Source organism: Paenibacillus sp. FSL L8-0158 (assembly GCF_038592965.1).
In the GTDB taxonomy this organism is placed as follows: domain Bacteria; phylum Bacillota; class Bacilli; order Paenibacillales; family Paenibacillaceae; genus Paenibacillus; species Paenibacillus polymyxa_D.
In genome coordinates, this window is the sequence record NZ_CP151949.1 from 943,625 (window position 1) to 970,483 (window position 26,859).

Genomic DNA, 26,859 nt, shown 5'->3' on the forward strand with positions numbered 1-26,859 from the left:
CGAGGATAAAGGATATCTTGGGACGGCTTGTTGACCCTGAGATATCCTTTTCTTATTTAGTGTATGGGAATGTAGAGCGTGAGATTTGTATAATGTTAATTGGCTTATATAAAATATAAATAACATAACAGACGCGAAGTGTAAGCGAGGGGGGCGTACGGTGATACGTACATTGACTATAGGTCATGATCATCAGGTAACAGTGGGAAAACCATTGGATCAGATCGTCATGGAGGATTACATATGGATGTGGGTAGATTTTAGCGAGCCTACAGATCGCGAGACGGAGCTGCTGACGAGTTATTTTCATTTTCACCCGTTGGCTGTGGAGGATTGTATGCATGTTCTGCAACGTCCCAAATTGGATTATTACGAGGATGTGCAGTTTCTGGTTGTGCATGCGCTTGATGTAGATACGTTAGCTGCGGAAGAAGTGGATATGTTTATTAGCAGTCGTTTTTTGGTTACATATCACCATCGTGAGTTGGAGGAGCTGGATCAAGCCTGGGAGCGGATTGTCCAGCATGCGAATGAACGCAAAATATGGTCTCGAGGACCGCTGGCTGCAGCCTATACGGTGATGGACAAGCTGGTAGATAACTATTTTCCGAGCCTTTTTATGATTGAGGATGAATTGGCCGAGCTGGAGGGCTTGGGCGGTCGAGAATCCGTAGAGGAATTAATGAAGCAGGTGTTTGACCTGCGTGGCAGGCTGCTCAAGCTGCGCCGTACCATCGTACCCATGCGTGATCTGATGTACCGAGTTTTGAATTCGCAGCATGTGCAGGGCCAAGGAGATCATATGGCTTATTTTACCGATATATATGATCATTTATTGAAGCTGACAGACATGCTGGAGGCCGACCGCGAGATGACAGCCGACCTGAGAGACAGTTATATATCGCTCAATTCCAATCGCATGAATTCAATTATGAAGACGCTAACCGTAATTACGACCGTTTTTATGCCCTTGACGCTGATTGCAGGAATCTATGGTATGAATTTTTCGAATATGCCCGAGTTGGGCTGGAAATATGGATATTTTGGCGTACTGTTCTTCATGTTTTTGTTGAGTGTTGCAATGGTGGTCTGGTTTATGCGCCGAGGCTGGTTCAAATAGTATAGTCTACTTTCTTGTGCGTTTGCGCGGACGTCTGCGCGGGGTAGTGCTACTTTTGCGCTGTGTCTTTTTCCGGCGTCGGCGTGGTGGTGTATATTCATCCAGTTCCTCAGTAATTTGTGTTGTAGATTTTTTGCTTGCGTTTTTGTTGAATGCTGGGAGCGAGCCCATAATCAGTTTTGCCATCGGAGCAAATTGCTGCACGCTAGACATGATCTTTTGTACCTTGCCGACCGTAGCAACAATCCCGTCAATACCGCCCATACGGTCAATAATACCTTTAATATCGTTGAGATTACCAAGATTGCCAAGGCCGCCAAGCAGTCCTCCTTTGGCAGGGGCGGGGTCTGGTGTAACCACGGCAGAGTCTGTTATACTCGCTGGCGCCTCGTAAGGCACCAGTGCGGAGGAATCGACTTGCGGAACCTCGCTGTATGGATCGAGTCCAGGATAAGGAGTTGAACTATACGGATCGGAAATGGCACGCGTATGCGCCCTCCGATGATAGTAATGTCCAGGCATGAGATCACATTCCTTTGCAGGTTGATACTCTACTGTATGTTACAAACGCACAGTGGGTTTAGGCGCGTGTCCCGAAATCAGGTATAAAAGCGGATTTGGGCATTCGTACGGTATGTTTCTATGATCATAATGTTGTTCTGTAATGCGTGAAACCGTTAATGCTTGAAAAACCGACTATTCCTCAGGTACAATGAGGAGAGATCGTAACCTTGGGAGATGATAATCCATGCAGCTTAAAAAGCTTAATGATAAAAGTATTGATCAATTGTTCGAAGCTATTTTAACTCTTAAAAATTTAGAAGAATGCTATGTATTTTTTGATGATCTGTGCACGATTAACGAAATTCAATCCCTCTCCCAACGTCTGGAGGTTGCCCGTATGCTAGGCAAAGGCAGCACATATAATCAGATTGAAGCAGAGACAGGAGCCAGTACAGCCACCATTTCACGTGTTAAACGTTGCCTGAACTACGGTAATGACGGGTACAAAATGACTCTGGAACGTCTGGGACGCTAATGCGGAGCCCTGGGATACTGGTCATCAGCCATGGCTCTAGGGAGCCATATTGGGTAGAACAGGTGGATCAGGCAGTTGCAAAGCTTCATTTGCCGGAAGAAATACCGGTAGAGGTTTCATTTTTGGAAACGGTTAAAGAAAGATTGATTCAAAATGGTATTGATCGTCTGGAAGCCTTGGGTGTAACAGATATATTGGTTATACCTTTGTTTGTGTCATCAGGTAGTACGCATGTAGATGAGATTAGCTATGCGCTTGGTGTCAAAGATGCGCCGGACAAAGAAACAGATTTGGAGCCGTTTCGATTGAAAGCCCGAGTGCATTTTGGTAGCCCGCTGGATGACGGAGAAGATGTTGCTCACATGGTGTGGGACAAGGTTCGCCCGCTGTCGGCCGATCCTGCGGGAGAGGTTATTTTACTCGTAGGTCACGGCAGTGTGCACAACGGCTTTTTTCAGCGCTGGGAGCAGGGGATTTCTTCGTTGGCCCGTACGGTGCAAAACGTGAGTGGTATCATCACGGACTACGCTTTGCTAAATCCCGAGAGTGTGTACGACAAGGCAGCGTACTGGAATCAGGAGCGGGGTCATGATGTTATTGTGGCGCCGCTATTTTTGAGTTCGGGATATTTTACAAGTCGTATGATTCCTAAACGCTTGCAGGGACTCGAATACCGTTATTCGGGAGATCCTTTATTGCCGCATCCTTTGCTCACAAGCTGGATAGACAGGCAAATTCATGAATTATTGCAAAGCATGCAGAAGCAAGCGAGGTCAAGTAATAGATAGTCTGGTTCGGCTATAGCGTCATTTCAGCCTTAAATTTCCTTATTTGGGCAAAGTCTGGCTTCTTTTATTGTAAAAGAGGTCTTTTTCCAGTATGATGATATTTTGTACAGACTGAATTTGATGAACTGCGATGTGAATATAAATATCATTAAATATACGGGTGGCGTAACGGAATGAAAAGAGCTAGATTAATCTATAATCCGACCTCTGGGCGTGAGGAAATGAAGCGTCGTCTTGCAGATGTTTTGCAGCGCCTGGATGAAGGTGGTATTGAAGCCTCTTGCCATGCAACTACGGGTGAAGGGGACGCAACACGTGCCGCAATAGAGGCCATTGAGCGTGGGTATGACATGATTATCGCCGCTGGTGGCGACGGTACATTGTATGAGGTCATTAACGGGATGGCTGAAAGAGAAAACCGCCCGCCCCTAGGTGTGTTTCCTCTGGGGACGACGAATGATTTCGCCAGAGCACTGGGCATCCCCAAGCACTGGGAGGATTATTGCGACCTCGTTATTCGTCAAAATCCGAAGCCACTGGATATCGGAAAAGCGAACGACCGCTACTTTATCAACATTGCAGGCGGGGGGACTTTAACCGAGCTAACATATGAAGTTCCAAGCAAGCTCAAAACGATGATTGGCCAATTGGCGTACTATTTTAAAGGTATGGAGAAGATGGTCAGTCTTGCTCCACAGGAGCTGATCATCAAGGCATCGGGTCAGGAAGTGATCCACGACGAGTTTATGCTCTTCCTGATTGCGAATACGAATTCGGTGGGCGGGTTTGAAAAGCTTGCTCCCGGGGCGACAATAGATGATGGGCTGCTCGATGTTATCGCTGTGCGGAAATGCAATCTGGCAGAAATGATCCGATTGGTAACACTTGCGTTGCGTGGTGAGCATTTGCAGGATAAGAAGATCGTTTATTTTAAAACAGATTACATGGAAGTGACCTCACCCGGCTATGTCCAGCTTAATCTGGATGGCGAACTGGGGGGCACCTTGCCAGCGACTTTCCGGAATCTACCGCATCATTTGAATGTTTTCCGGTAAGGAAATTAGAAGGAAATATTCTATTTCCGGCTGATTGAGCAGTTCGATATACAGAACGCAGAGAAGATAGTTGTTTTTTGTAGGGAACATATCGGTCCTTGCCGTTCTCCGTGGGGAGTAACGGCATTTTCGAGTTGATGTTTAAACGTCTAGATGACGATTCGAATGATATGGCTGAATGAAGATAAGCTTGAAAAGAAGAACAGAAAGAAGTGACAATCATGACGAATAACCGTAGCGGACGTGGAAAAAGCCGCCGGAATGCAGCAACAGCAACTCCTGTTCAAGGAAATCAGCACAAAAAGACTATGAAGGCGACAAGAGAGAGCGAACCGGAACAGTCTCAAGTTAGAGCTGGAAATGGGCTACTTCAAGCCGAAATTAAACATAAAAAGGGAAATGTGAATGAAAATATGAATGATTCGGATCGGAAGAAGAGAAAGAACGGACGAGATACTCGTCGTTCTTCCAACGGTGGACGAAGTCAGGATGCTTCCAATCGTAACCGGTCTAGTGTAGAGCGTAGCGATCTGCCTGTGCAAAAGAACGATGAGGCCGTGATAGACATCATCGGCATGAACCACGATGGCGAGGGTGTAGGACGTGTCGAGGGTTTTACGCTGTTCGTTCCAGGTGCGTTACCGGGTGAAAAGGTTCGAGTAAAGGTGTTAAAAACGAAAAAGCAGTATGGCTATGCCAAGCTGCTGGATATCGCGCAGGCTAGCCCTGACCGGATTGCAGCTCCGTGCGCCATCTACGATCAATGCGGTGGCTGTCAGATCCAGCATATGAGCTACGAAGCGCAGCTGGGCTGGAAGCGGCAGCACGTGGTGGATGTGCTGGAGCGTATCGGGAAGCTGAGTGTGGCTACAGAGCCCAGTGAGCATACTGCACAGGTTTTGGCTGCTTCTGCGGATACAGATGGTGAGGCCGATACAGTCACGACTGCTGATTCGGCCATGAATGCGGATGGAAATGCCGACAGCATGTCGCATGTACATGGCGTAGTCGTGCATCCTACACTCGGTATGAGTGAGCCTTGGCGATATCGCAACAAAGCCCAGGTGCCGATTGGTGTCACAGAGGGCGGGCTTGTCGGTGGCTTCTACGCACGTGGCAGCCATCGGATTGTGGATATGAACACCTGTCTCATTCAGGACGAGCGTAATGACGAAGTTGTCGCACGTGTGAAAGAGATTGGCCGAATGCTGGGCATCAGTGCATATAATGAAGAAACCGGACGTGGGCTACTGCGCCATGTCGTTGTAAAGACCGCTTTTCGCACGGGTGAAATGATGCTGGTGCTCGTCACGAATGGACGAGATATTCCGCACGCTGATGCATGGATCGGCAGTATCCGTGAGCATATCCCACACGTGGCAAGCATATGCCAGAACGTGAACACGAAGCGAACGAACGTTATTTTTGGCGACGAGACTCGTATACTGTGGGGTCGTGACGTGATCTACGACTACATTGGAAACGTACAGTTTGCGATTTCCGCGCGATCCTTTTATCAGGTGAATCCCGTACAAACGGAAGTGCTGTATAGCAAAACCGTCGAATATGCCGGGCTCACGGGCAAAGAAACGGTAATTGATGCGTATTGCGGCATCGGCACGATCTCTTTGTTCCTCGCCCAGCATGCGGACCAGGTGTATGGTGTGGAGATTGTCAAAGAAGCTATCGACGATGCACGGAGCAATGCATTATTGAACGAAATGCGTAATGTGAAGTTTGAGGTAGGCGCGTCCGAGGACGTCATTCCTGCATGGAAAGAGCAAGGCATCACCGCCGACGTTATCGTCGTCGATCCGCCTCGCAAGGGCTGCGATCCACGCTTGCTCGACACCATTCTGGAGATGAAGCCAGAGCGTGTGGTGTATGTATCCTGTAATCCAAGCACACTGGCGCGGGATTTAAGGATACTGGAGGACGGCGGGTATAGTACAGTGGAAGTGCAACCCGTAGATATGTTTCCGCATACGGTGCATGTGGAGTGCTGTTCACTATTGGTCAGAAAAGACTAATAGTTGAGGTGTATTGGCGTTCGAAAAAGGTAAAAATCAAAACAAACTTACTGATAAAAACATCAATAAGATTATCGAAACGTACCGAAATCGTGTAGATGTTGATAAATATGCTCACGTGGCATCACTTGAAGAAATCAAAGAAAACGAGTTTAACTTAAATATTCCTCGCTACGTGGACTTGAAGCCAAAATCAATGAACAGCTGAAAAATTTGGGTATTCATGTGTAGAAATTGACGAAAAGGGTCAAGGATATTATTCCTCGGCTCTTTTTTAAGCCATTCGCTTGGGAAAGGCGTAGGCTGGGGGAAGTTATGCCGTGCAGTATTTCTATGAACTGCGGCGCTACGTTATAGAAGATGGCAAGGAGGGGCGGCGCTCTTCCTTTTTTTGCGAGTCTTTTGGGGAGTATGCTCCTCTATTGGGTATGATATACTCATTTAGATGTCTATGCTTAACATATACTGCCGTTTGAACTACGTTGCTTAAACATGTTATATGTGAAGAAGAAGCAAGGACATGAACAGGTTAGCTTTACCATTTTGGGACCAAAGATTTGTCCTGGTATTTATAGAGGAGTTTTTGATATGACGAATAATTTTTGGCGTGATTTGCCACGACCTTTTTTTATACTGGCACCGATGGAAGATGTGACGGATGTTGTGTTTCGCCATGTCGTAAGTGAAGCAGCCAGACCGGATGTGTTTTTTACGGAGTTTGCGAATACAGAGAGTTATTGTCACCCGGAGGGGAACAAAAGTGTACGCGGGCGTTTGACTTTTACAGAGGATGAACAGCCCATGGTGGCCCATATCTGGGGAGATAAGCCGGAATATTTCCGTGAAATGAGCATCGGTATGGCGAAAGAAGGCTTCAAAGGCATCGATATTAATATGGGTTGTCCTGTAGCGAATGTAGCCGAGAATGGGAAGGGAAGCGGCCTGATCTGCCGTCCCGAAATTGCAGCGGATATCATTCAGGCCGCCAAAGCCGGGGGACTGCCCGTCAGTGTGAAAACAAGGCTCGGTTTCACTACCGTAGACGAATGGCGCGACTGGTTGACCCATATTTTGAGACAAGACATTGTAAATTTGTCCATTCATCTGCGGACAAGAGAGGAAATGAGCAAAGTAGACGCCCACTGGGAACTGATTCCAGAGATTAAGAAACTTCGTGATGAGGTGGCACCAGATACACTGCTGACCATTAACGGAGATATTCCGGACCGTCAGACCGGCTTGAAGCTCGCTGAGCAATATGGAGTGGATGGCATTATGATTGGGCGTGGTATTTTCCAGAATCCATTTGCGTTTGAGAAGGAGCCGAAGGAACACAGCAGTGAGGAATTGCTTGAACTGCTGCGGCTTCATCTAGATCTCCATGATCATTATTCAGCGCAGGAGCCACGTTCGTTCAGCCCTCTCGCCCGCTTCTTCAAAATATATGTCCGTGGATTCCGAGGGGCAAGTGAACTCAGAAACGGCTTAATGAACGCCAAATCAACCAGTGAAGTGCGTACATTGCTTGATGAGTTTGGAAGCAAGGATCATGATGAGGTAGAGGAATATGGAAATTAAATTGCCAAGTTGGGGACAGGCTGTTAGTAGGCATTGAAAACATAGGAGGATATATGTCCTGGAGTAAATTGAAGCAACAACTGGAGAGCTTCCGCTGTCCTGCGTTAGACGGAAGGGTCGAATACCGGGCAACCAGTTACCGTTATTTAATTGATAAACCTGGAATTTGTTATATTGCCGTAGATAAAAAGAACGTACTCAATATGAGTGATACAACGAGCACAATCAGGTGGTATCAGTCGGAGCAGGAAATTAAGAATGATCCCAATATCCAAGTTCCTATCAACAATGAAGACATTGAAGCGATCAGAAAAGATACCAAAGGGACCGTTCCTGAGGACCGTCTAAAAGTAATAGCAAGAAGTAGAAAAATATCAGAATATGCAAAGGATATTTTGTCAGCACAGGCTTCATTAAGTAAATCAAATTTTATCGTTATAGCTAATAAGTTTTTAACTACTTCTATAGAAGACAGCTTAGAGAGTAATGATATCTTATTGAATATTCTAGCTTTAGTGGACAGACGAGTAGGAAAAAAGCGAATATTAAACATAACCGAGAAGATGAAGTTAAAGCATCCCATTGTGCAGTATTTTTATGAACTACGGCGTAGTACGTTATGAAAATAAATAACTTTCATTGATGGGGGCACGTCGTTTTAGGGTTGAGTGCTGTTCATTGTTGCTGCATTGCACAATGGCAAATAATTTGGATGTCTGGGAAAACAGTAAAGAGGGGCGGCGTGCCCCTCTTATTTGTGTGATGCTGAGCATTTTCATTATTTACAGTAAGTGTAGCAATTAGTTTCATAAATTTTCATCGTAAAAAAGCTTTTCTCTCATTCAATGAGCGTGCTATATTCGATAAAAGCTGAATTGTATTCCTTATCTCATGTTCCGTAGTGTCTGGGTGAATTGCACAGATTCGGAGAACAGTTTTTCCATTAAGTTGTGTCGTAAGCACAGAGGCGTATCCGTTTGTCATCATTTCTTGGGAGATCCTTTTATTGAGTGAATCTAATTCTTGCTCAGATAATCCAGTTGGCGCATATCGAAAATTAACAATCGCTAACTGTGCGGGGGATACAATTTCCCAATGATTATGTTTTTTGATTTCATCTTCAGCCCATTCTGCGAGTTGAACTCCATGCTCTATGGCTTCACCGACAGCATTAGTTCCTAAAGCTTGTAGTGTCACCCATAGTTTCAAACTTCGAGCAGGCCGCGTTAATTCAGGACCCAGATCCCAATAATTAATATGTTCTTCATTAGTCTCGGCATCTTTCAAATATTCTGGATGTGTGCTGAAGCAGTTTCTGAGCTGTTGATTTTCTTTGGCTAAAACTACGCTACAGGAATATGTCTGCATTAACCATTTGTGTGCATCCCATGTGATGCTATCTGAACGCGATATCCCGCTCAAAAGGGGCTTATATTTCGAAGAAGCCAAAATCGATGCACCGTAAGCTCCATCCACGTGTAACCAAATGTTATGTTTTTCACATAGGTCAGCAATTTCGTTTAACGGGTCAATGCTTCCCGTATTGGTTGTGCCTGCCGTGGCAATGATCGCAAAAGGCTTAAAGCCAGCCGCCTGATCATCCATTACTTTTCTTTCTAAGGCTGAAACATCCATCCGAAAATTTTTATCACTTGGGATCTTTCTGATTTGATCACCACGGAATCCGAGGATGCGTAACCCTTTGGCGACCGATGAATGAGTTTGATCGGAAACATAAGCAGTTCCAATGGCATATTCCTGCTCGGATAACCTTGCATTGCGTGCAGCCGCTAAAGCGGTCAAATTCGACAGCGATCCGCCCGACAGAAATAAGCCTCCAGCAGTATTGGGATATCCTGCTTGGTCACACATCCACCGGATCACTTTCCCCTCTAAAAGGCTTGCGCTCGAACTCAGCATCCAGCTTCCGGCGTGGGTATTATAAGCGCTGGTCATGATATCTCCTAACCACGAGTAAAGAGACATTGGACCAGGAACCAATGCGAAAAAGCGAGGGTGTTGCATGAAGGTTTGGTGAGGATAGACGTTTTTCCTCATTTCATCGACGACCTCTTGGATCGGTCTTCCCTTTTTTGGAAAACCAATTCCTCTTAAGTGAGCTATTGTATCCCCATCTGCAGTGTTGATTACTTTTTGGGATCGAATATTGTTATTTTCTGCAATATATGAATGTATGAACTGTTCAATAATCTCACCTAATTGCTGATTTGGTTCTTGATTCATCATAAGCATCTCCTTTGCTTAATTTCAATCAAGTATAATATAACATCTGTTGTCATATTGTGAGATTCACCGATTTCATCATTACGTTTATTTTTAGGCTCCACATGCAGACTATATTTATGTGGCTCAGGTTTAATCCATATTCATGATGTTGAGTTCGTTTTATCAAGTTTATTTCTGCTGTTATGCTAAACCCACCCCGTAAACTCCAGTATAGACGCTTTGGCCGATTGTGCTTCGGATTGCGCCCCTTTACGCCATTCTTTTGGTGGCTTTCCCATAAGCCTGGAGAAGCACCGATTGAAGCTGGAAATGGAGTGAAAACCGACTTGTTCGGAGATCGAAAGAATGGAATCCTCGGTGCTTTTTAACTGCTTGCAGGCCTCTTCGATTCGGGTACTGTTTAGGAAATCGAGAGGCGACGTCCCCATAATTTCATGGAATTTTCTTCGGAAATGAGTTGTACTTAAATGGCACAGATCGGCTAAAAAATCCATGGTAATAGGGTTCATATAGCTTTTTGTGATGTACTCCAGAACCGGAGAAATGACAAAATCGTTTTTCAGGCTATGCTCTGTTTCTTGATCTGCCAACAGTTCATTCTTGGAATGAATTCTAAGGAGTTCTATGTAAAGGGATAGCAATAAGCCGTAGGCACTTTCCTGATAGTAAGGATTCTGCTGTTTTAATTCCTCTACGATTGAAGTCGCAAGTGTATATACCTTGGGATACTGCTCCTTATTCAATATACAGTTTTTTCCTTTTACTGCCCATAAATTGGGCTCGAAGTTGCTATAAGCACTTTTAAATGAATGTTGAAAGAGGTCCTCTGGCGAAAAAAAGATATAAGACCAAAGACTGGCTGTATTTGGCGAACTGTATGTGGTATGAGGAAGATACCTGGGGATGAAGGTCACATCGCCGGCTTTGAAGGGTACAGATTCTCCTTTGATCTCCATGATGCCGCTATCTGAATAGCATATACCAATCTCCAAATGGTTATGGAAATGGAGATGCTCACTTTTAATATCTGAAATCTTCCAGCGTTCACCGCTTAATAGCAAGACAGGGAAATTTATGGGCAAGCTGTAGTGTCGATATTCTATAACGGGCTTCTTTTTTCTGGGCATATTCAATACTCCCATGACTTTGATTTTAACCAGCAGATATACATCAGGATTTTGCAAAATTCGATTCGGATCGCTCCAAGGTGCAATATATAGACGAACTAGACCATTTCGATCTATATATTGTTTATTGGAAGTCGCTTATTGGATTTTTGCAAAATCCTCACATAAATGATTGGAATTGCGCAGTTTTGTTGCGAATATGCTTAGATGGAGACTATTTTACTGCGTACAATGGAATAAGTAAAGCGTTTTCAAAATAGTGATGAACAGCTCTCAAGCGCCTTTGGGGGCGTGTGCAAAAGAGAGGAGAACATAGATGCTTCAATTAACTTATGACAAGGAAGAGATATTAAGAGTCATCGACAAAGTCGTCAAAAAAACAATGACGATGGATTTAACGTGGGATTGGCCTTGCGGTGTGGCTTATTATGGTGTATCCAGAGCCTATACGAAAACAGGAAATAAAGAGTATTTGAATATGCTCGTGCAGTGGGCAGATGAATATATCGAGCTGGGTCTGCCGCATTGGACGGTAAACACATGTGCCATGGGCCATATGCTAATCACATTGTATGAAGAAACAGGGGACCCAAAATATTGGGATATTGTGATGAGCAAGGTGGATTACATCCAAAACAATGCTCTCAGGTTCGGAGACCATGTTCTGCAGCATACGGTATCCGTGGCTAATGATTTTCCAGAACAGGCATGGGCGGACACATTGTTTATGGCGGCATTTTTTCTGCTCCGTGTAGGAACCAAATTAAAGGATGAGGCAATGATCCAGGACGCCTTAAATCAATATTACTGGCATATCAAATACCTGCAAGACCCTAGTAGCGGTCTCTGGTACCATGGCTACAATAATGTCAAGCAGGATCACATGTCCGGATTTTTCTGGGGGAGAGCGAATGCTTGGGGAGCATATACCATGTCGCAAGTCAAAATTCATTTAAAAGACTGGTACTTGTATCCGCAGTGCATGGATGTGGAGTGTTCACTTCGGGATCAACTGGCGGCACTGAAGGGTGTTCAAACGGAGAACGGTTTGTGGCGGACGGTACTGGATGACGAGGAGTCCTATGAAGAAGTGTCGGCATCTTGCGGTATCGCGGCGGCCATGATCAATAACGGCAATCCGCTGCATACCAAATACGTGCATAAGGCATTGGAGGGCATCTTGAACCATATTAGCGATGACGGACGGGTACTGGGTGTGTCGGGCGGCACAGCGGTTATGAAAGATCGGGATGGGTATCGCAATATTCCAAAAGACTGGATTCAGGGCTGGGGTCAAGGCCTGGCATTGGCTTATCTATCCGATATGTTGAATTAGGAGGGAACCAAGTTGTCCAAACAAACAACGGGGGGCTTTACACTACCGGGAGAATCCGGTTATGAGGCGCTGACCCTAAAATTAGCTGAACGGTGGGGTGCCGATGTCATCCGTGATAGTGACGGCACGCAATTGTCCGATGAGATTATCAACGCTGGGTACGGCATTTATTCTACAATCTGTATCATCAGAGATCATAACGAGTGGGCGTCCCACAATCTAGATAAGCTGCAACAGTGTTTTTTAATAACAAATCCGAAGGTAGCTGTACAGGATTATGTATCCATCTATCTGATGGAGGATTTTTTTGCTGAACAATTCAAAGTGAATGACTCCAAAGAAGCGTTTAACTATTGGCAGGTTTTTGACAGAACGACTGGGGAGGAAGTTCCAAGAGAACAGTGGAATTATGAAAGGGAATCTGGAAATGTGGTCATTACCGGAATTGCTCCTTGGCATAAATACACGGTAAGCTTCATGGCCTACCGAATCTGGGAAGAGATTTCTATGTACAATCACACCACGAATCATTGGGACAAAGAGCATTTGATGCAGATTGATCCCATCTATGTAGAAACGCAAAAGTATCTGCTGGATTGGATGGAAGATTGGTGTCTTCATCATAAGGAAACCACGGTTGTCCGGTTTACCTCCTTATTTTATAATTTCGCCTGGATCTGGGGCAGTAATGAGCGCAATCGCCATCTGTTCTCTGATTGGGGTTCATATGATTTTACGGTAAGTTCAAGGGCGCTTGATCTGTTTGCCAAGAAATATGGGTATTCGATGACTGCCGAGGATTTTGTGAATGGCGGCAAATACCGCGTCAGTCATATCCCGGCTGAGCAGCGTAAGCTGGATTGGATGGCATTTATCAATGATTTTGTAATCGAATTTGGCAAAAAATTAATTGACATTGTGCATAAGCACGACAAGCTGGCCTATGTTTTCTATGATGACAGTTGGGTTGGCATGGAGCCCTACAATGACCGTTTTCAAGAGTTTGGATTTGACGGGGTGATTAAATGTGTGTTCTCAGGTTACGAGGCGAGGCTGTGTTCAGGTGTAAAAGTGAATACGCATGAGATTCGGCTGCATCCATACTTATTTCCGGTTGGTTTAGGCGGGCTCCCTACCTTTATGGAAGGGGGAAACCCCACGCTGGATGCCAAAAAGTATTGGATTAATATCCGGCGCGCCTTGCTGCGGGAGCCTATTGACCGGATTGGATTGGGCGGATATTTGCATCTTGTCGAGCCTTACCCGGATTTTTGTGATTACATCGAAAAGATTGCCAATGAATTTAGAGAAATTAAAGAACTGCATCATGAAGGCAAACCCTATCACATCAAGACGAAGGTAGCTATTCTGCATAGCTGGGGTAAATTGAGATCGTGGACCTTGTCCGGACATTTCCATGAAACGTATATGCATGATTTGATTCATGTCAATGAGGCTTTATCCGGATTGCCGATTGAAGTGCAGTTCATTGATTTTGAAGATATCTGTCAGGGAATTCTACAGAATTGTGATGTAGTGATCAATGCCGGCTCTGCTGGTTCAGCATGGAGTGGTGGGGAGCACTGGAATGACAACAAGTGTGTGGACTTACTGACCCAATGGGTTTATGAGGGGGGTACCTTTATTGGCATTAACCAACCTTCTGCCGTCGAAGGCCATGACAGCTTTTTCAGAATGGCGCATGTTCTCGGACTGGATGAGGATACAGGCTCCAGAGTAGGTCATGGAAGATGGGCATACGAGGCTAGCGATGAGCATGGTTTGATGCCTGAAGGAGCCAGTATAACGCCAAAAAATGGCATTTACCTTACTGATGGGTCAGCTGTGGTAGCGGGTGAAACGAATGGAATGATAACACTATCCACGCATGCCTTCGGTAAAGGAAAGGGGATCTACCTTCCTTCTTACGAATTCAGCTGGGAAAACACAAGGTTGTTGCTGAATATGATTCGGTTTGCAGGCAATGAGTTACATGAAACGAAGTACATTACAGATAACCTATATACAGAGTGTGCTTATTATCCAGAAAGTAAAATGTTGGTTGTTATTAACAATAGTGATCAACTGCAAAGAACGACGATTGAAACGGACTATGGCAAACAAACCATGGAGTTAGAGCCGTATGACACCATGATCACTCATATTGGCTTAACAACAGAAATTAATAAGAAGTAGCGGTATCAAGCCCTCCTTTATTTTAAGGAAGGACTTTTTGTTTCAGCACCGCCAGAAAACTAAGCCAATTTACCGGGGATTTTGTCCATTCAAAAGTATCTACTCCATCATTAACTATAGGTATAACAATGAAGGAGATGATTTCTTTGCGAAAGGCAACCTTAATGAAAATTAAAAATGCGGAAGCTAAGTTGGGAAGAAAGCTGAAAAAAAGAAGTCACGTGATTATGAATCTTAAAAAAGCCATTCGTGTAACTCAACTTGGAGATGGATTCGCACGTTTCACTTTCGCTCCAATCACTCTTTCTCCCAATAGCTTTAGAAGCACTACGATTAACGGTAACGCCTACAATCTGATTAGCGGTTCATGGACTTTCTCTGGAAATGAACAAGGGTTTCTTCTCAATAATTATTCCGCGGCCGAAGACAGATGGGTATTTACTGCATGGAATCCATCTGGATTCACAAGAACGGTATCCTATGCTGTTATCGCCAAACGGAAGCCATAATTCAATTGTCATCGTTAGCAAGGAAAAGGAGCTTAAGGCTCCTTTTCCTTGCTAAAATGCAGAGAAAATTTTAAACAAACCTTCAATAATCTTATAATTTTTGATAGTGGTTTAAGAGGTGCTCAACTCTATCTTTAATAATCTGTTTTAAAGATTCAGGCTTCACTGATTGTACATAATGACCATATTTCATAAAATAATTAGCGATAAACTCCTCTTCTCCAGGATTATAGAATCCTTTTATGACTGTTGTATGACCCTGTTCTATTTTCATAGAAGGGTAATGTTCTTTATAAAAAATATCCTTGGCTTGTTCTAAAATCTCTACTTCAAAGCCAATGCTCTTCTCGGATTGATACATTTCTAATGAACGACTGAGGAGTTCATCTATAGAAAAGCGAGAATTGTTCTCCTCTTCTTCTATAAAGGTGATTCGATCACATCTGAAAACTCTATATTTATTCGTATTTAACTCTATTCCAGTAGCATACCATTGACCAAACTTAGCGGAAATTTTGAAAAATTGAACATAGTAACTTTTTTTCTGATTATTTTTTACATATTTAACTTTACAGGTACTCTCATTAAGAATGCTTGTTAGAATTTTATCTAAATAACGACTAACATGATTATGCTGATATATTTCAAATTGTAGAACCTTTTTCATTTTATGAATCTGGTTTATTTGTATTTTAGAAAGACAGTGTTCAAACTTTTCATTGAGTTTATTAATACTTAAATGAAAGGGTGTAGATTGATAAGCTTCTAACGTCAACATTGCAAAGTACAGAGCATATACTTCATCCATCGTAAAAATAATGGGGGATAACAATCTATTTTTTAAGATACCATATCGTCCATGTCTGCCATGTTCCGAGAAAATAGGCATACCTAATTGTTCTAATGAACTAATATCACGTAGAGCTGTGCTTTTTGAAATATGGTATTTATCCATTAGGTCATTTAAATTAAAGAATTCTCGACTGTTTAGGTATCTGATCATATCATTTAATCTTTCCGATTTCTTCATCTAAATCTCCTTAGAAAGGTGTCATGTTTTGATACCTTTTTATATGATAATAAGTTCAAGGGAATTTATCAAATTCATAAGATATCTACCTGAGGATTTTGCAAAATCCTGACTAAAAGTATATATAAAAGGAGATTGATACCATGAGTACAACACTGGAAGTAGCTATTTTCTTATCCATGAACGGAAAGGCAAAAGAAGCTATACATTTTTACAAAAAACACTTCAACGCAGAGGAATTGTTTCTGGTTACCTATCAAGACATGGCCCAACGTGACAGCTCCATACAGCTTACGGATGAAAATAAAAATTATATTTCTCATTCAGTCTTATCCATCGGAAAAACAAAAGTAATGATAGCAGAAGATACAATGAATCCCAGTGAAAAATATACAGTTGGTAATAACACTTCATTATGTATTCAAAGTGCTGACTTAGAAGAAATTAAACATTTTTATCATAACCTAATTACAGATAATCGCGTGAAAATTATCGTGCCTTTATCTAATAATATGTTTAGCCAAGCCTACGGTATTATTGAAGACCCGTTCGGTATTCAAATACAATTAATGTTTGATAATCGATTACAATAAAAAGGTTGTTAAAAGCTAAAAAGCACAATAGCATGGTGAAAAGTGGATAATAAATGGACAGAAGTAAAAACTAAAAGGGGAAAATCCAAGATACCACAGCAGAAAAGGAGACACTATGACGGAGAAAAAAGAAATAGCAGATAAAATAGGGTGGAACTTCGACAACAGTTACTCTCGTCTGCCGGAATCCATGTTTACAAAGCTCAACCTGACTCCTATCCGCTCACCAAAGCTGATTATACTTAATCATCCGTTGGCAGCATCACTGGGGTTGAACGGCACGGCGCTGCAAAGGAATGATGGCGTAGCGGAGCTGGCCGGCAACCAGGTTCCTGAAGGGGCTACGCCTCTTGCTCAAGCTTACGCAGGACATCAATTCGGGCATTTTAACATGTTAGGAGACGGTCGTGCTCTGCTGCTTGGCGAACAGATCAATCCCTTGGGTGAACGGGTTGATATTCAGCTCAAGGGCTCTGGCAGAACGCCATACTCCCGTGGTGGTGACGGGCGTGCGGCACTTGGTCCGATGCTTCGTGAATACATCATTAGTGAGGCGATGCATGCGCTAGGTATTGCTACCACCCGCAGCTTGGCGGTGGTATCCACAGGTGAGACGATCATCCGGGAAACCGAGCAGCCCGGTGCCATTCTGACCCGTGTGGCTGCCAGTCATCTTCGCGTCGGAACCTTTCAATACGTCTCAGCATGGGGCACGTCCGAAGATCTCCGTGCTCTGGCTGATTATACATTGGAAAGACACTACCCGGAAGTTGCCAATGACGAAAACCGTTACCTTTCACTGCTTCAGGAAGTGATTAAGCGTCAGGCCGAGCTGATTGCCAGATGGCAGCTGGTTGGTTTTATTCACGGGGTGATGAACACCGACAATATGACCCTTAGCGGAGAAACCATTGATTATGGTCCTTGCGCCTTCATGGATACCTATGATCCTGAGACGGTATTCAGTTCCATCGACAGGCAGGGACGCTATGCTTATGCCAATCAGCCGCATATTGCTGCGTGGAATCTCGCGAGATTTGCTGAGACGCTCTTGCCACTGCTGCATGACAACAGGGAGCAGGCTGTCACACTGGCTGAGGATGCAATTTCAGATTTTGTAAAAATGTTTCACAGTCACTGGCTTGCAGGAATGCGAGCGAAGCTAGGGATCTTTAACGAAGAGCAGGAGGATGAATCTCTTATTGAGGATCTTCTGAATATCATGCAGAAGCATCGTGCTGACTACACCAATACCTTCCGTGCCCTAACTTTGGACAAGCTGGAGGATACGGTTCTGTTCAGCACTGAGGAATTCACCCAGTGGCACGAGCAGTGGCAGGCGAGACGGGGCAGACAGCAGGAATCCCAAGATTCATCGCATCAGCTGATGCGCAGCAGCAATCCTGCAATCATCCCGCGCAACCACCGAGTAGAAGAAGCATTGGAAGCTGCGGTGGAACGAGAAGACTACCATGTGATGGAGCAACTCCTTGAAGTTCTTTCGAACCCTTATGCTTATTCTGACGAACAGGCTATTTACTCTACATTGCCTGAGAAATCCAACTGCTCATACCGAACCTTTTGCGGTACCTAATGTAATGTAATCATGTTGAACAACTCGATGATAACCTATTTCATGCGTTGGTGGAGAAGATAGCCATTCTCTCACCAGCGCATTTTGTTTTTATTTTGGTAGGCTGCAACTAATTAATCCAGCTCTTGACCGTCATTTTCGATTTGTATGTGTCCACAATAAAGACATTGATGGGTACAGTTCTGCGTAAGAGCAGGCTGGCCTTCGATGCGCATGTCGCTTTTTCCGTTCAGCCAAGGCATCGTAAGGACAGGAATACACGGGGCCTTTTTCACCCCATAAATATCGACCATTTCACTGGCTTGTACAGCCGGATTCAGCGGACTGGAGCAATTCCCAAAAGATTTTATGTTCACTCCAGGCACATAATCTCCAATATTCATCTGAGCTTTATTTTTGACATACACCCCGTGGCTAAAAGGGCGCTTCAAACGCGTAGGCTGTGTACCGTAACTACAGCTTAAAATCGCACCTGCCACGACATAGCTTTTTTTCGCACCTGTTCCAGGCTGCACACTTGCTTCTTCCATACGATTATTCCTCCTTTGTGGCCATCTCCACTTTTTGCACACGAACACCTGTAAATGGACGACGCAGCAGACTTTCCGCTACCGCGAGGTTGATATAAATATGTGCTTCCAACAAGCCGGCGATCCGAAATATAGACGATTCGATGTTCCCGTATTTAAGTACCAACTGCTTCAAGGTATGGTCGGGATACCACTCGGTTTGTAAGGAAAGGCAATCCACCACAGGTGGACGCAGTACCCAGTACACATCCTGCCTGGCTTGCTGAAAATCGGTAAGTATAGCGGCCTTCCATTCCAGCTCCGGCATATATTTTTCCAACAGGGCTTTCATGGAGTCTGAAACCAGTGGTAAAGGGAACTCCAGAAAATCCGGATATACGGTTCGTGGATCTGTATGTACTGCTAAAAACAGGGGAGTGTCCTCCGCCTGAATGGTATGACCCGAAAGGAGTTCTTCCACCTGCAAGGGAGCCAGGGGCTCAGTCTCCACCCGATGCTTTACGCGCTCGTCCACCATGAGTCGGTAATACCTCATGACATCCACTCCCCTTTACGCACTGCATCTGTTATCTGTGTAGCCAGAGGTGTGTCCACAGTACCGAGGCCAATGGCTTCGCTTAGTTGCTCATCTGTAAAGATTACCCGGTGTAGCTTTGCTCCTGTAAAATTAGCGTTTACTAAACATGCATCTATAAACGAAGCGTCAGTAACATCAGCTCCTTCAAAGCTGGCACCTGTTAGATCCGCGCCGTTAAATAAAGTTTTTTGCAGCGCGGCATCTTGGAAAGCAGCCCCCTGAAGCTGTGCATGTTGAAAACTAGCTCCTTGTAAATTCGCTTTTGTAAAATCCACTCCATCCAATCCTAATGGTTCCCAATCCAGCCAAGCATCCGATCCATATTCGCTATTGCTTATAACTTCGTCCAGTACAGCCTCTTGCAGGGAACAGCCACTGAAATCGGCTCCGTGAAGCAGACTGTGCGAAAAGTCGATTCCATCTAGCTGAGCATCTTGCCATACCGTGCCTACGAGGATACAGTGATGCAATCGACTTTGTTGCATCCCGATCTGGCGAAAGACTGTATAGCGAAAATCCAAGGAACTGTAATCTCCATCCGACAGTTGAACTTGAGACAGTGATTGGTAGCTATAGGCCGATTCTTCTTTTTCCTCCAGCCAAGACTTTATGATGTTTGCATCCATGGATCTCCGATCTTCCCGGTACACGGAGACACTATGATCCATATACTCTCCGACGCGAATCTCAAAAGCTTCTTCACGATCCAACGCCTCAAACTCTGGTAGGTGGACTGCTTGCTTCATAGCCTGACGAACCAGACTAACGATCATCGTATGAAGATATCCCGCTGCTTCCAGCATGATCTGTTCCAATTCAAGTTCGGAAAGGGAGACTTGCTGCTTCAAAGTTTCAGCCCCAAGCTGTTCACGTAATTGAGTCCAATAGAGAAAAATCCAACTTGCATCGTACTCCAACTGAACGGGCTCAGCATCAAGTATCCATAAGGCATCCGTAGCTTCAACAAGATAAACGGGCTTCTGTTCAAGCCAGGTGGTGCGCAGCATAGAGTAGGTGATGTAACCGATATGACCTTTGCGACCTGTGAGTTGCTTTTGCCGAATCAGCTCACAAAAGGCGCGAAAATGTTCTACTATATGCTGTAATCTTTGTGTTTGTGTTGATTTACATTTCAACGCCCATTCTTTGCGAATGAAAGACCAAGCCTGATGAAGAGCCGCCTGTTGCTGATCTAACACATCTGTTTGCTTTTCCATTTCTAATCATCCTTAATTCGACTTCACTTCGCTGCCTTTCATATCCGCCGACCCGCTTAATTCAATATGACTGCCATTACAATCCATACGGAGCTGACTACCTGCGGACAGGCTCATCGTCTTCCCCGCAGACAGGCTGAGATTGCCTCCCGCCGTAATATTCACCTGTTTGCTGCTCGCAATATGAATGCCTTCTTTATCGTCCAGTTTGATATAAATAGCGCCGTCCTTGCCTGTAACGACCAGTTCATCCGGTCCCAGCCGAATTTCCTTGCCATGCGGGGTACGCCATATTTTCATTTGCGGATTGGAAAAATGGTTATGCGTACTCTTGCGATCTGCCCGTCTCACCGCACTACCTGCCACGCCGTCTTCTTCCCGACTACCGGGGAAATAGAGGGAAACTGAATCGCCTTTTTCTGGCATGACGTACCAGCCGGTATGGCCACCGCCACTGTACACAGTAGAATAGTTGAACCAATGTGCTTTGCTTGCGTCCTGCTGTTCATCACAATCTAGATGAATGCGCACCTGATCCTGACGCACGTCCAGCACAGTACCGCTTAATGAGGCTCCTGCCAGCTTATCCTGGTAGTAGCTTTTTTGCCGAAATCCCCGGTAAGAACCCAACACATACTGATGCCGCAGCAGTCCTTGACTCATGGCGGTGTAGGCTTCCATCACATACAGGTTATGCCCCTGAAAATTCAACTGAGCGCCCAAGTCGAGTACCTCATCCGTTTCTACCTCATAAAAAATAAAATCGTGTTCACTTAGCTTGGTTTGCTCATTTTCCTGAAAATAACGAAAAGGAAGCAATTGCTTACGTACGGTATAACGGGTATGATCCAGTATCGTCTGTGCAGGGCTGTCCTCGATACCAAAATAAAATTTAGGACTGTCAAAACGGGCTACAGGCATCAGACTCGTATGATAACGGGAGGCTATGCGTCTTAAAAACGCCCAGTCTGTCTCCTGATACTGAATGGCAAGCCGTCCGATGGCTTCTCCTCCAGTAGCCCCGTCGATCACATCCAGTCCTTCATAGTCCTTACCAATGTGCTCTAGCATTTGAGGAATCGTCATTTTCGTATACTGAAAAGAACGAGTACGCTGCTTAATGTCCATCCGGTACGTATGGGAAATAGCTTCTACCTCCAGATAGTACACACCTCGCACGACTTTTACCTCGACCGAGAGGGCAATCCCACTAAATAGCGGTTTGCTTGTGCCAGATTCATCTTGCTGGCTGACTTCAATGATGGTATTTTTTTCTGTCGTTTCCACGTAACTGTCTTGCAAATCTTCGGGGATAATTCCTGTAAAATAAAGCCGAGTATGCTCGTTAACTTTTTTCGTTAAGGTAAGCTCCTCCAGATCAATTTGTTCATAAGGGTGAATGTGAATTTGATCGTATCCCAGACTCATGGTGTAATCATTCCTTTCTCATTTGTAGAATAGGCGGAGGGTGGAAGGACAGAAAGGGATTGAACCCAGTATTCTGCTACAGGTAACCAGACTTCGAGATCTACCTCCAGACAGCTAAAGGAACCTATCACAACTTGTCCTTTGTGGATGAAGAGCAGCATTTCGTTGTATAGATTACCGTCGATCCCCGCCGCCACAAAACGAATCTGCCCAACTGAAAGTCCGGAACCGTTGGTAACCATCTCGGTACCTAACCAGTTGCGAATCGGTTGTACAGACCGTAAAATATCCGCCATTTGCTCTACAAAATCGGGCAGCTCTTCTGCTTCCAGAGCGGTATCTGTAGGATTAAAAGTGATATTGATGGTCTCCTCAGATGAGGTATAAATGACCTTTGGTCGATGCTCTGAAGGATATTTGATTATGGCTTGCTCCATTGGCATAGGAGTAAAGGACTTGGGAATGTAGAAACCAATTTCTCCGTGTAGTATTGTAATGGGCTCCAATGCGAGATAATCGTTTTCAATATGAAGTAGCTTTGTTTCTTCAAACATGGAACCGTCCTGTTCCGATTTCTGAGTTTGAGCTGAAATGGATTTCACATTATCGTTATTAGCTCTCTTCCGATCCACCATTTTAGCTTTGAGGCTAAGTATATGCTCGTCTAGATAGTTCATAGGAAGCCCCCTTTTAGGAAAAATACACGTTTGTACTTGAATATGTAAAGATGGGAGGAGATATTTAAGTACAGAACCAACATATGTATTTATCGGTTAAAAGAGAGATTTAGTTTACAAAATGAACCAATCGTTGCGGGGCTACATTGTTCGATTTTAAATTCCATTTCATTCCAAAACCCTTTTTTGCCGCAACAATTGGGTTGTAGTACTCCAAAGTACGCGTTGCATCTCGGTATCCCCACCGGGGTAAGTCGGCACAATCGGCTTACCAGTGCCAACATTAAAATATCCGCCTGTCACTTCTCGATATTGGGTTTCTGTTGCTAAACGAATAATGATGTCCGCTCCTTTCCGTGGGTCTCCAATATGCAAAGCGTTCAATATTTTTGCAAGTACCGAAGAAAATCCTAACTCACGGCCAAGGCCGGTAACGTTAAACCCTGGATTAAGAGCGTTAACTACGATTCCGGTTCCATCTAACTGACGTCCAAGTTCTTCTGTAAACATGATATTAAGAAGTTTAGTCTTTCCGTATATCTTAGATGAACCTCTTGCGGTAAATGCAGATGTATCTGTTAAATCCTCCGGTAATTTTAATTTGCCATGGTTGCGTGACGCTTCAGAAGCCACATTGACGATCCTAGCATTTGTGGATTCGATTAATGAATTGAGCAGTATATGCGTTAACAGCCACGGGGCAAGATAGTTTACTGCTATCATTTCTGCCAAACCCTCTGAGGTTATTCGCTGTTCAAATCCATGTAATCCAGCATTGTTCACTAATACATCAATCTTTGGATAATTAGCTTTAATTTCATCTCCAATACGCCTGACATCTTTCATAAGAGACAGGTCCCCGAAAAAAAAGTCTACCTTTGTACTTGGCGCCAGATCTTTTAGAATGTTCTTGGTCGTTTCAGCACGTTTTTCATTTCTGGCTGTTAAGACTAGATGGGCCCCACGTTTAGCTAATTCAATTGCTACCCATTGTCCAAGACCGTTAGTAGCACCAGTGATTACAATAATCGGATATGCCGACATATAGATCATCCTCCAAATTCTCGAACCAATTACATCCATATTCATGTCTACGCTTTACGGTTGTGGATGCTTTATACTGTAGATCTTCTGCTTGACACTTACCAAAGCTGAAAATATGATTGATATATATCAAGTATATGTATTTTGTTTGATATATGTCAAATATACTTCGAACTAATTCAAATAAGGTGGAGACATATGGATCATAAAACTCAACATCCAAATTCTATAAGAGAGCAATTAGAACTGAATCTTGGTAAACAACTTAATGCACTTATAAGTGCGTCACATGCACTCAATGTAAGAACTGCGGCACTTTTCGATCCATCATTACAACCTGCGGCTTTTCTGATCGTACGTTGTCTTCTTTCGTACGGCTCGGCAAGCGCTACATTTTTGGCGGAATCCACCGCTATGGATCGAAGCTCTGTCAGCCGACTTGTAACTCAGCTTAAACACTTGAATTATGTAAAAAGTGAAACTCACCCTGAAGATCGCCGGGGAGTGTTGATATCCCTGACAGCTACTGGTCGTGAGAAAGCCTTGGAAGCTTTAAAAGAAAAAGAAAATGAGTTTTACCAACGCATTTCAACATGGGAGGATTCCAAACTTGAAGCGTTTATTGATATGCTGAAGAGTTTTAACGGGCAAGAGTGCGAGGAGTAATGATTCGACATAAAGCATCGTATGATGAAAATAGGGGGCATTCAAGAGTGAAAGAAAAAAATATTAGGGAAATTAGGGGAACTGATTATCATGATATTTATTTGTTAAACCAAGACTTTAATCCCAATCTAGATCTATTTCCTGAAGTAAAAGTAAAAGAGAAAATTGAAATGATTATAAAGGAATCAAAAGATGTGATCTTTGTTTGTGAAGAAAACAACGGGGTGTTAGGATATATTCATGGAAGCCCATATGAATTACTTTTTTCTGAATCTTTGGTAAATGTACTAGGATTTGTTGTTAAAGAAAAGTATAGAAATCAAGGTATAGGTAGCATGTTGATTGAGCGTCTTGAACAGTGGGGAAAGTCCCATGGATTTTCTGGGATCAAACTGTTATCTCACCCAAGTCGGATACAGGCTCACAGGTTCTATGAACGACGTGGCTATATGTTTACCAAGGATCAGAAAAACTTTATAAAAAATCTCAAATAAATACATATTTATAGATGAGAACCACCACTTGCATCAACCCATTGACCAGTTATATCTTTATCTCCTTGTTTAGAATTCATGCCTAGTTATATCACAAGGTAATGTTTGAAATGTTGCTCTTTCATCGGAATTCATGTTTTCCACTGTTTGAATGCAGATTTCAAACAGGCTTAATATCGTGATATTTATCATTGAAAAACTAGTTATGTTTAGTACTCTAATGCATCGCATTAAATTGACCATTGTTCAGAAAACATGAAACACCTTCCTTTCCATTTCATGCCTAAATATGTCTGCTAATTAGCAGTTGTATTTAGGCGTTTTTTGTCATACAATGCATCTAATGCTACGGACTCGGTCTTAGAAACAGTAAGGTTTGGACGGTAAATAGGACGTGGTTTCCTTGTATATTTAAGAATCGTGGAACTACTTTGTAGTCGTTCACTCACGACCACGTCAGTCTGAAAAATTAATAATGTTTGGGGCAGTTTTCCGGATCATTAGCGTTTGATGATGAACATATACGAAGGGGAGCGTTCTTTTGGAATCGAAACAATTAACGAGAGGGCTAAAGCCACGGCACGTTGAGTTGATTGCGCTTGGAGGCACGATTGGCGTCGGTTTGTTTATGGGGTCGGCAAGTACGATAAAATGGGCAGGTCCCTCAGTACTGTTGGCTTATCTCTTAGCTGGGATTATTATGTTTTTTGTCATGCGGATCATGGGGGAAATGCTGATTCTTGAACCGGTGACAGGCTCATTCGCTACATTTGCTCATAAATACATCAGCCCTTTGGCCGGTTTCTTGACCGCCTGGAGCTATTGGTTTTTATGGGTTACCGTAGGGATGGCGGAAGTCACTGCGATTGGGGTATATGTGGGCTACTGGTTTCCAGATATTCCGCAATGGCTACCAGCTTTGGCAGGTGTAATTATTATTGCATTGGCCAATTTGGCGGCTGTGAAATTTTATGGGGAATTTGAGTTTTGGTTTGCGATGATTAAGATTGTCGCTATTATCTTCATGCTAGTGGTTGGGACGGGGATGATCTTCTTTGGACTCGGTAACGGTGGACAACCGATAGGTCTATCCAATCTGTTCAGCCATGGCGGCTTCTTTGCAGGTGGCTTGAAAGGGTTTCTATTTGCACTCTGCATTGTAACAGCGGCTTACCAAGGGATAGAGATGGTAGGTATTACGGCAGGTGAAGCTGAAAATCCGAAAACGACATTGCGAAAGGCTATTAAAAACATCATTTGGCGTATTTTGATTTTCTATGTGGGTGCAATCTTTGTCATTGTTACGATTTATCCTTGGAACCAAATTGGAGAGATCGGTAGCCCATTTGTTCTGACTTTTGCCAAGGTAGGAATTGTGGCCGCTGCGGGTATCATTAACTTTGTTGTACTTACAGCTGCGATGTCCGGCTGCAACAGTGGTATTTACAGTGCGGGCAGAATGTTATATACATTAGCTAAGAACGGACAAGCTCCCAAGTTTTTCGGGAAAGTTTCCCCAAGCGGTGTTCCTAGAAATAGTATTATTACGACCATTTCTTTGCTGCTGGTAGGAGTGTTATTTAACTACTTAATGCCTGATTCAAAACTGTTTCTGTACATTTACAGCGCCAGTGTTCTCCCGGGTATGGTACCTTGGTTTGCATTAGCCATCAGCCAATTTAAATTCAGGAAAAAGTGGAAGGACGAAATGAAGGATCACACCTTTAAGTCTCGTTTTTTTCCAATCAGTAATTACATCACTATTGTCTTTTTGTTGCTTGTGATCGTTGGAATGTGGTTTAATCCAGACACACGCTTGTCGTTGATTGTCGGGGCATCATTCATGGCGATCGTCATTGTTGGATATTTTATCTTTGGCATAGGAAAGCGGCAGAGAATTGAAGAATTAGAGGAAAACTAAAAGAAGATTACTAAATACGTAACATTTGCCGAGCGCAATTCAGATGATCCTGAGTCGCTCGGC

The 26,859-nt window shown here is 43.8% G+C and carries 25 protein-coding genes and 1 pseudogene; 16 read left to right on the top strand and 10 right to left on the bottom strand.

Features of this window, described 5'->3' with window-relative positions; translation table 11 throughout:
• The first annotated feature begins 160 nt into the window (after positions 1–160).
• On the top strand, positions 161–1,120 hold the full coding sequence (gene corA / locus NSQ68_RS04250; protein ID WP_342428066.1) for a magnesium/cobalt transporter CorA: 960 nt from the start codon (positions 161–163) through the stop codon (positions 1,118–1,120).
• Positions 1,121–1,126: 6 nt separating this feature from the next.
• Here the strand turns inward: corA and NSQ68_RS04255 are convergent, their stop codons facing one another.
• Complete coding sequence (locus tag NSQ68_RS04255) at positions 1,127–1,642, bottom strand: tyrosine protein kinase (protein ID WP_342428067.1); 516 nt, start codon at positions 1,640–1,642, stop codon at positions 1,127–1,129.
• A 226-nt stretch (positions 1,643–1,868) separates the two neighbouring features.
• Between NSQ68_RS04255 and NSQ68_RS04260 the strand changes: the two genes are divergently transcribed.
• The 7 genes and pseudogenes from NSQ68_RS04260 to NSQ68_RS04290 all read left to right on the top strand — a co-directional run bounded on the left by NSQ68_RS04260 (position 1,869) and on the right by NSQ68_RS04290 (position 8,233).
• Positions 1,869–2,159: a YerC/YecD family TrpR-related protein gene (locus NSQ68_RS04260; protein WP_007428885.1), complete on the top strand. Its 291-nt coding sequence runs from the start codon at positions 1,869–1,871 to the stop codon at positions 2,157–2,159.
• Complete coding sequence (locus NSQ68_RS04265) at positions 2,159–2,947, top strand: CbiX/SirB N-terminal domain-containing protein (RefSeq protein WP_342428068.1); 789 nt, start codon at positions 2,159–2,161, stop codon at positions 2,945–2,947. Before NSQ68_RS04260 ends, NSQ68_RS04265 begins: the two co-directional genes overlap by 1 nt.
• A gap of 173 nt (positions 2,948–3,120) precedes the next feature.
• Positions 3,121–4,002 (top strand): diacylglycerol kinase, encoded by an 882-nt coding sequence (locus NSQ68_RS04270; RefSeq protein WP_013308843.1) that lies wholly within the window; start codon positions 3,121–3,123, stop codon positions 4,000–4,002.
• 221 nt (positions 4,003–4,223) lie between these two features.
• The gene (gene rlmD / locus NSQ68_RS04275; protein ID WP_342428069.1) at positions 4,224–6,032 is read left to right on the top strand and encodes a 23S rRNA (uracil(1939)-C(5))-methyltransferase RlmD; all 1,809 of its coding nucleotides are present in this window, start codon (positions 4,224–4,226) and stop codon (positions 6,030–6,032) included.
• A gap of 19 nt (positions 6,033–6,051) precedes the next feature.
• Positions 6,052–6,263: pseudogene (locus NSQ68_RS04280) on the top strand (N-6 DNA methylase); the annotation flags it as partial.
• Between the two features lie 357 nt (positions 6,264–6,620).
• Entirely contained in the window at positions 6,621–7,610 is a 990-nt protein-coding gene (locus tag NSQ68_RS04285) for a tRNA-dihydrouridine synthase (RefSeq protein ID WP_342428071.1), read from the top strand.
• 53 nt (positions 7,611–7,663) lie between these two features.
• Entirely contained in the window at positions 7,664–8,233 is a 570-nt protein-coding gene (locus NSQ68_RS04290; protein WP_342428073.1) for a hypothetical protein, read from the top strand.
• 193 nt (positions 8,234–8,426) lie between these two features.
• Here the strand turns inward: NSQ68_RS04290 and NSQ68_RS04295 are convergent, their stop codons facing one another.
• Together NSQ68_RS04295 and NSQ68_RS04300 are read right to left on the bottom strand one after the other, a co-directional pair.
• Positions 8,427–9,857, bottom strand: a complete 1,431-nt coding sequence (locus tag NSQ68_RS04295) for an aspartate aminotransferase family protein (RefSeq protein WP_342428074.1) — start codon at positions 9,855–9,857, stop codon at positions 8,427–8,429.
• 185 nt (positions 9,858–10,042) lie between these two features.
• Positions 10,043–10,999, bottom strand: a complete 957-nt coding sequence (locus tag NSQ68_RS04300) for an AraC family transcriptional regulator (protein ID WP_342428075.1) — start codon at positions 10,997–10,999, stop codon at positions 10,043–10,045.
• Between the two features lie 301 nt (positions 11,000–11,300).
• Here NSQ68_RS04300 and NSQ68_RS04305 point away from each other — a divergent pair, with 301 nt between their 5' ends.
• The 3 genes from NSQ68_RS04305 (at position 11,301) to NSQ68_RS04315 (ending at position 15,025) form a co-directional block, all read left to right on the top strand.
• Positions 11,301–12,320, top strand: a complete 1,020-nt coding sequence (locus NSQ68_RS04305) for a glycoside hydrolase family 88 protein (protein WP_342428076.1) — start codon at positions 11,301–11,303, stop codon at positions 12,318–12,320.
• Between the two features lie 12 nt (positions 12,321–12,332).
• A complete protein-coding gene (gnpA, locus tag NSQ68_RS04310) occupies positions 12,333–14,516 on the top strand; it encodes a 1,3-beta-galactosyl-N-acetylhexosamine phosphorylase (RefSeq protein WP_342428077.1) in 2,184 nt (727 codons plus the stop codon).
• A 137-nt stretch (positions 14,517–14,653) separates the two neighbouring features.
• Complete coding sequence (locus tag NSQ68_RS04315) at positions 14,654–15,025, top strand: hypothetical protein (RefSeq protein WP_342429065.1); 372 nt, start codon at positions 14,654–14,656, stop codon at positions 15,023–15,025.
• Between the two features lie 91 nt (positions 15,026–15,116).
• Here NSQ68_RS04315 and NSQ68_RS04320 read toward each other — a convergent pair whose 3' ends face one another.
• Positions 15,117–16,055 carry a YafY family protein gene (locus NSQ68_RS04320; RefSeq protein ID WP_342428078.1) on the bottom strand — a complete coding sequence of 313 codons (939 nt, stop codon included), beginning with the start codon at positions 16,053–16,055 and terminating at the stop codon, positions 15,117–15,119.
• A gap of 143 nt (positions 16,056–16,198) precedes the next feature.
• Between NSQ68_RS04320 and NSQ68_RS04325 the strand changes: the two genes are divergently transcribed.
• Together NSQ68_RS04325 and NSQ68_RS04330 are read left to right on the top strand one after the other, a co-directional pair.
• Positions 16,199–16,648 (top strand): VOC family protein, encoded by a 450-nt coding sequence (locus NSQ68_RS04325; protein WP_342428079.1) that lies wholly within the window; start codon positions 16,199–16,201, stop codon positions 16,646–16,648.
• Between the two features lie 115 nt (positions 16,649–16,763).
• On the top strand, positions 16,764–18,242 hold the full coding sequence (locus NSQ68_RS04330; protein ID WP_342428080.1) for a YdiU family protein: 1,479 nt from the start codon (positions 16,764–16,766) through the stop codon (positions 18,240–18,242).
• A 113-nt stretch (positions 18,243–18,355) separates the two neighbouring features.
• Here the strand turns inward: NSQ68_RS04330 and NSQ68_RS04335 are convergent, their stop codons facing one another.
• The 6 genes from NSQ68_RS04335 to NSQ68_RS04360 all read right to left on the bottom strand — a co-directional run bounded on the left by NSQ68_RS04335 (position 18,356) and on the right by NSQ68_RS04360 (position 23,715).
• The gene (locus NSQ68_RS04335; RefSeq protein ID WP_013308879.1) at positions 18,356–18,772 is read right to left on the bottom strand and encodes a DUF4280 domain-containing protein; all 417 of its coding nucleotides are present in this window, start codon (positions 18,770–18,772) and stop codon (positions 18,356–18,358) included.
• Between the two features lie 4 nt (positions 18,773–18,776).
• On the bottom strand, positions 18,777–19,307 hold the full coding sequence (locus tag NSQ68_RS04340) for a hypothetical protein (RefSeq protein WP_342428081.1): 531 nt from the start codon (positions 19,305–19,307) through the stop codon (positions 18,777–18,779).
• Positions 19,304–20,566, bottom strand: coding sequence for a pentapeptide repeat-containing protein (locus NSQ68_RS04345; RefSeq protein ID WP_342428082.1), 1,263 nt, complete (start codon positions 20,564–20,566; stop codon positions 19,304–19,306). The genes NSQ68_RS04340 and NSQ68_RS04345 overlap by 4 nt, the downstream gene beginning before the upstream one ends.
• Before the next feature lie 12 nt (positions 20,567–20,578).
• Positions 20,579–21,994, bottom strand: a complete 1,416-nt coding sequence (locus NSQ68_RS04350) for a phage baseplate assembly protein V (RefSeq protein ID WP_342428083.1) — start codon at positions 21,992–21,994, stop codon at positions 20,579–20,581.
• Positions 21,991–22,671, bottom strand: a complete 681-nt coding sequence (locus NSQ68_RS04355; RefSeq protein ID WP_342428084.1) for a hypothetical protein — start codon at positions 22,669–22,671, stop codon at positions 21,991–21,993. The genes NSQ68_RS04350 and NSQ68_RS04355 overlap by 4 nt, the downstream gene beginning before the upstream one ends.
• Before the next feature lie 168 nt (positions 22,672–22,839).
• Entirely contained in the window at positions 22,840–23,715 is an 876-nt protein-coding gene (locus NSQ68_RS04360; RefSeq protein ID WP_342428085.1) for an SDR family NAD(P)-dependent oxidoreductase, read from the bottom strand.
• Positions 23,716–23,913: 198 nt separating this feature from the next.
• Between NSQ68_RS04360 and NSQ68_RS04365 the strand changes: the two genes are divergently transcribed.
• The 3 genes from NSQ68_RS04365 (at position 23,914) to NSQ68_RS04375 (ending at position 26,796) form a co-directional block, all read left to right on the top strand.
• Positions 23,914–24,381 carry a MarR family transcriptional regulator gene (locus NSQ68_RS04365; RefSeq protein WP_342428086.1) on the top strand — a complete coding sequence of 156 codons (468 nt, stop codon included), beginning with the start codon at positions 23,914–23,916 and terminating at the stop codon, positions 24,379–24,381.
• 47 nt (positions 24,382–24,428) lie between these two features.
• On the top strand, positions 24,429–24,875 hold the full coding sequence (locus tag NSQ68_RS04370; RefSeq protein ID WP_250243287.1) for a GNAT family N-acetyltransferase: 447 nt from the start codon (positions 24,429–24,431) through the stop codon (positions 24,873–24,875).
• A gap of 541 nt (positions 24,876–25,416) precedes the next feature.
• Positions 25,417–26,796, top strand: coding sequence for an amino acid permease (locus NSQ68_RS04375; RefSeq protein ID WP_250243288.1), 1,380 nt, complete (start codon positions 25,417–25,419; stop codon positions 26,794–26,796).
• Positions 26,797–26,859: the final 63 nt, after the last annotated feature.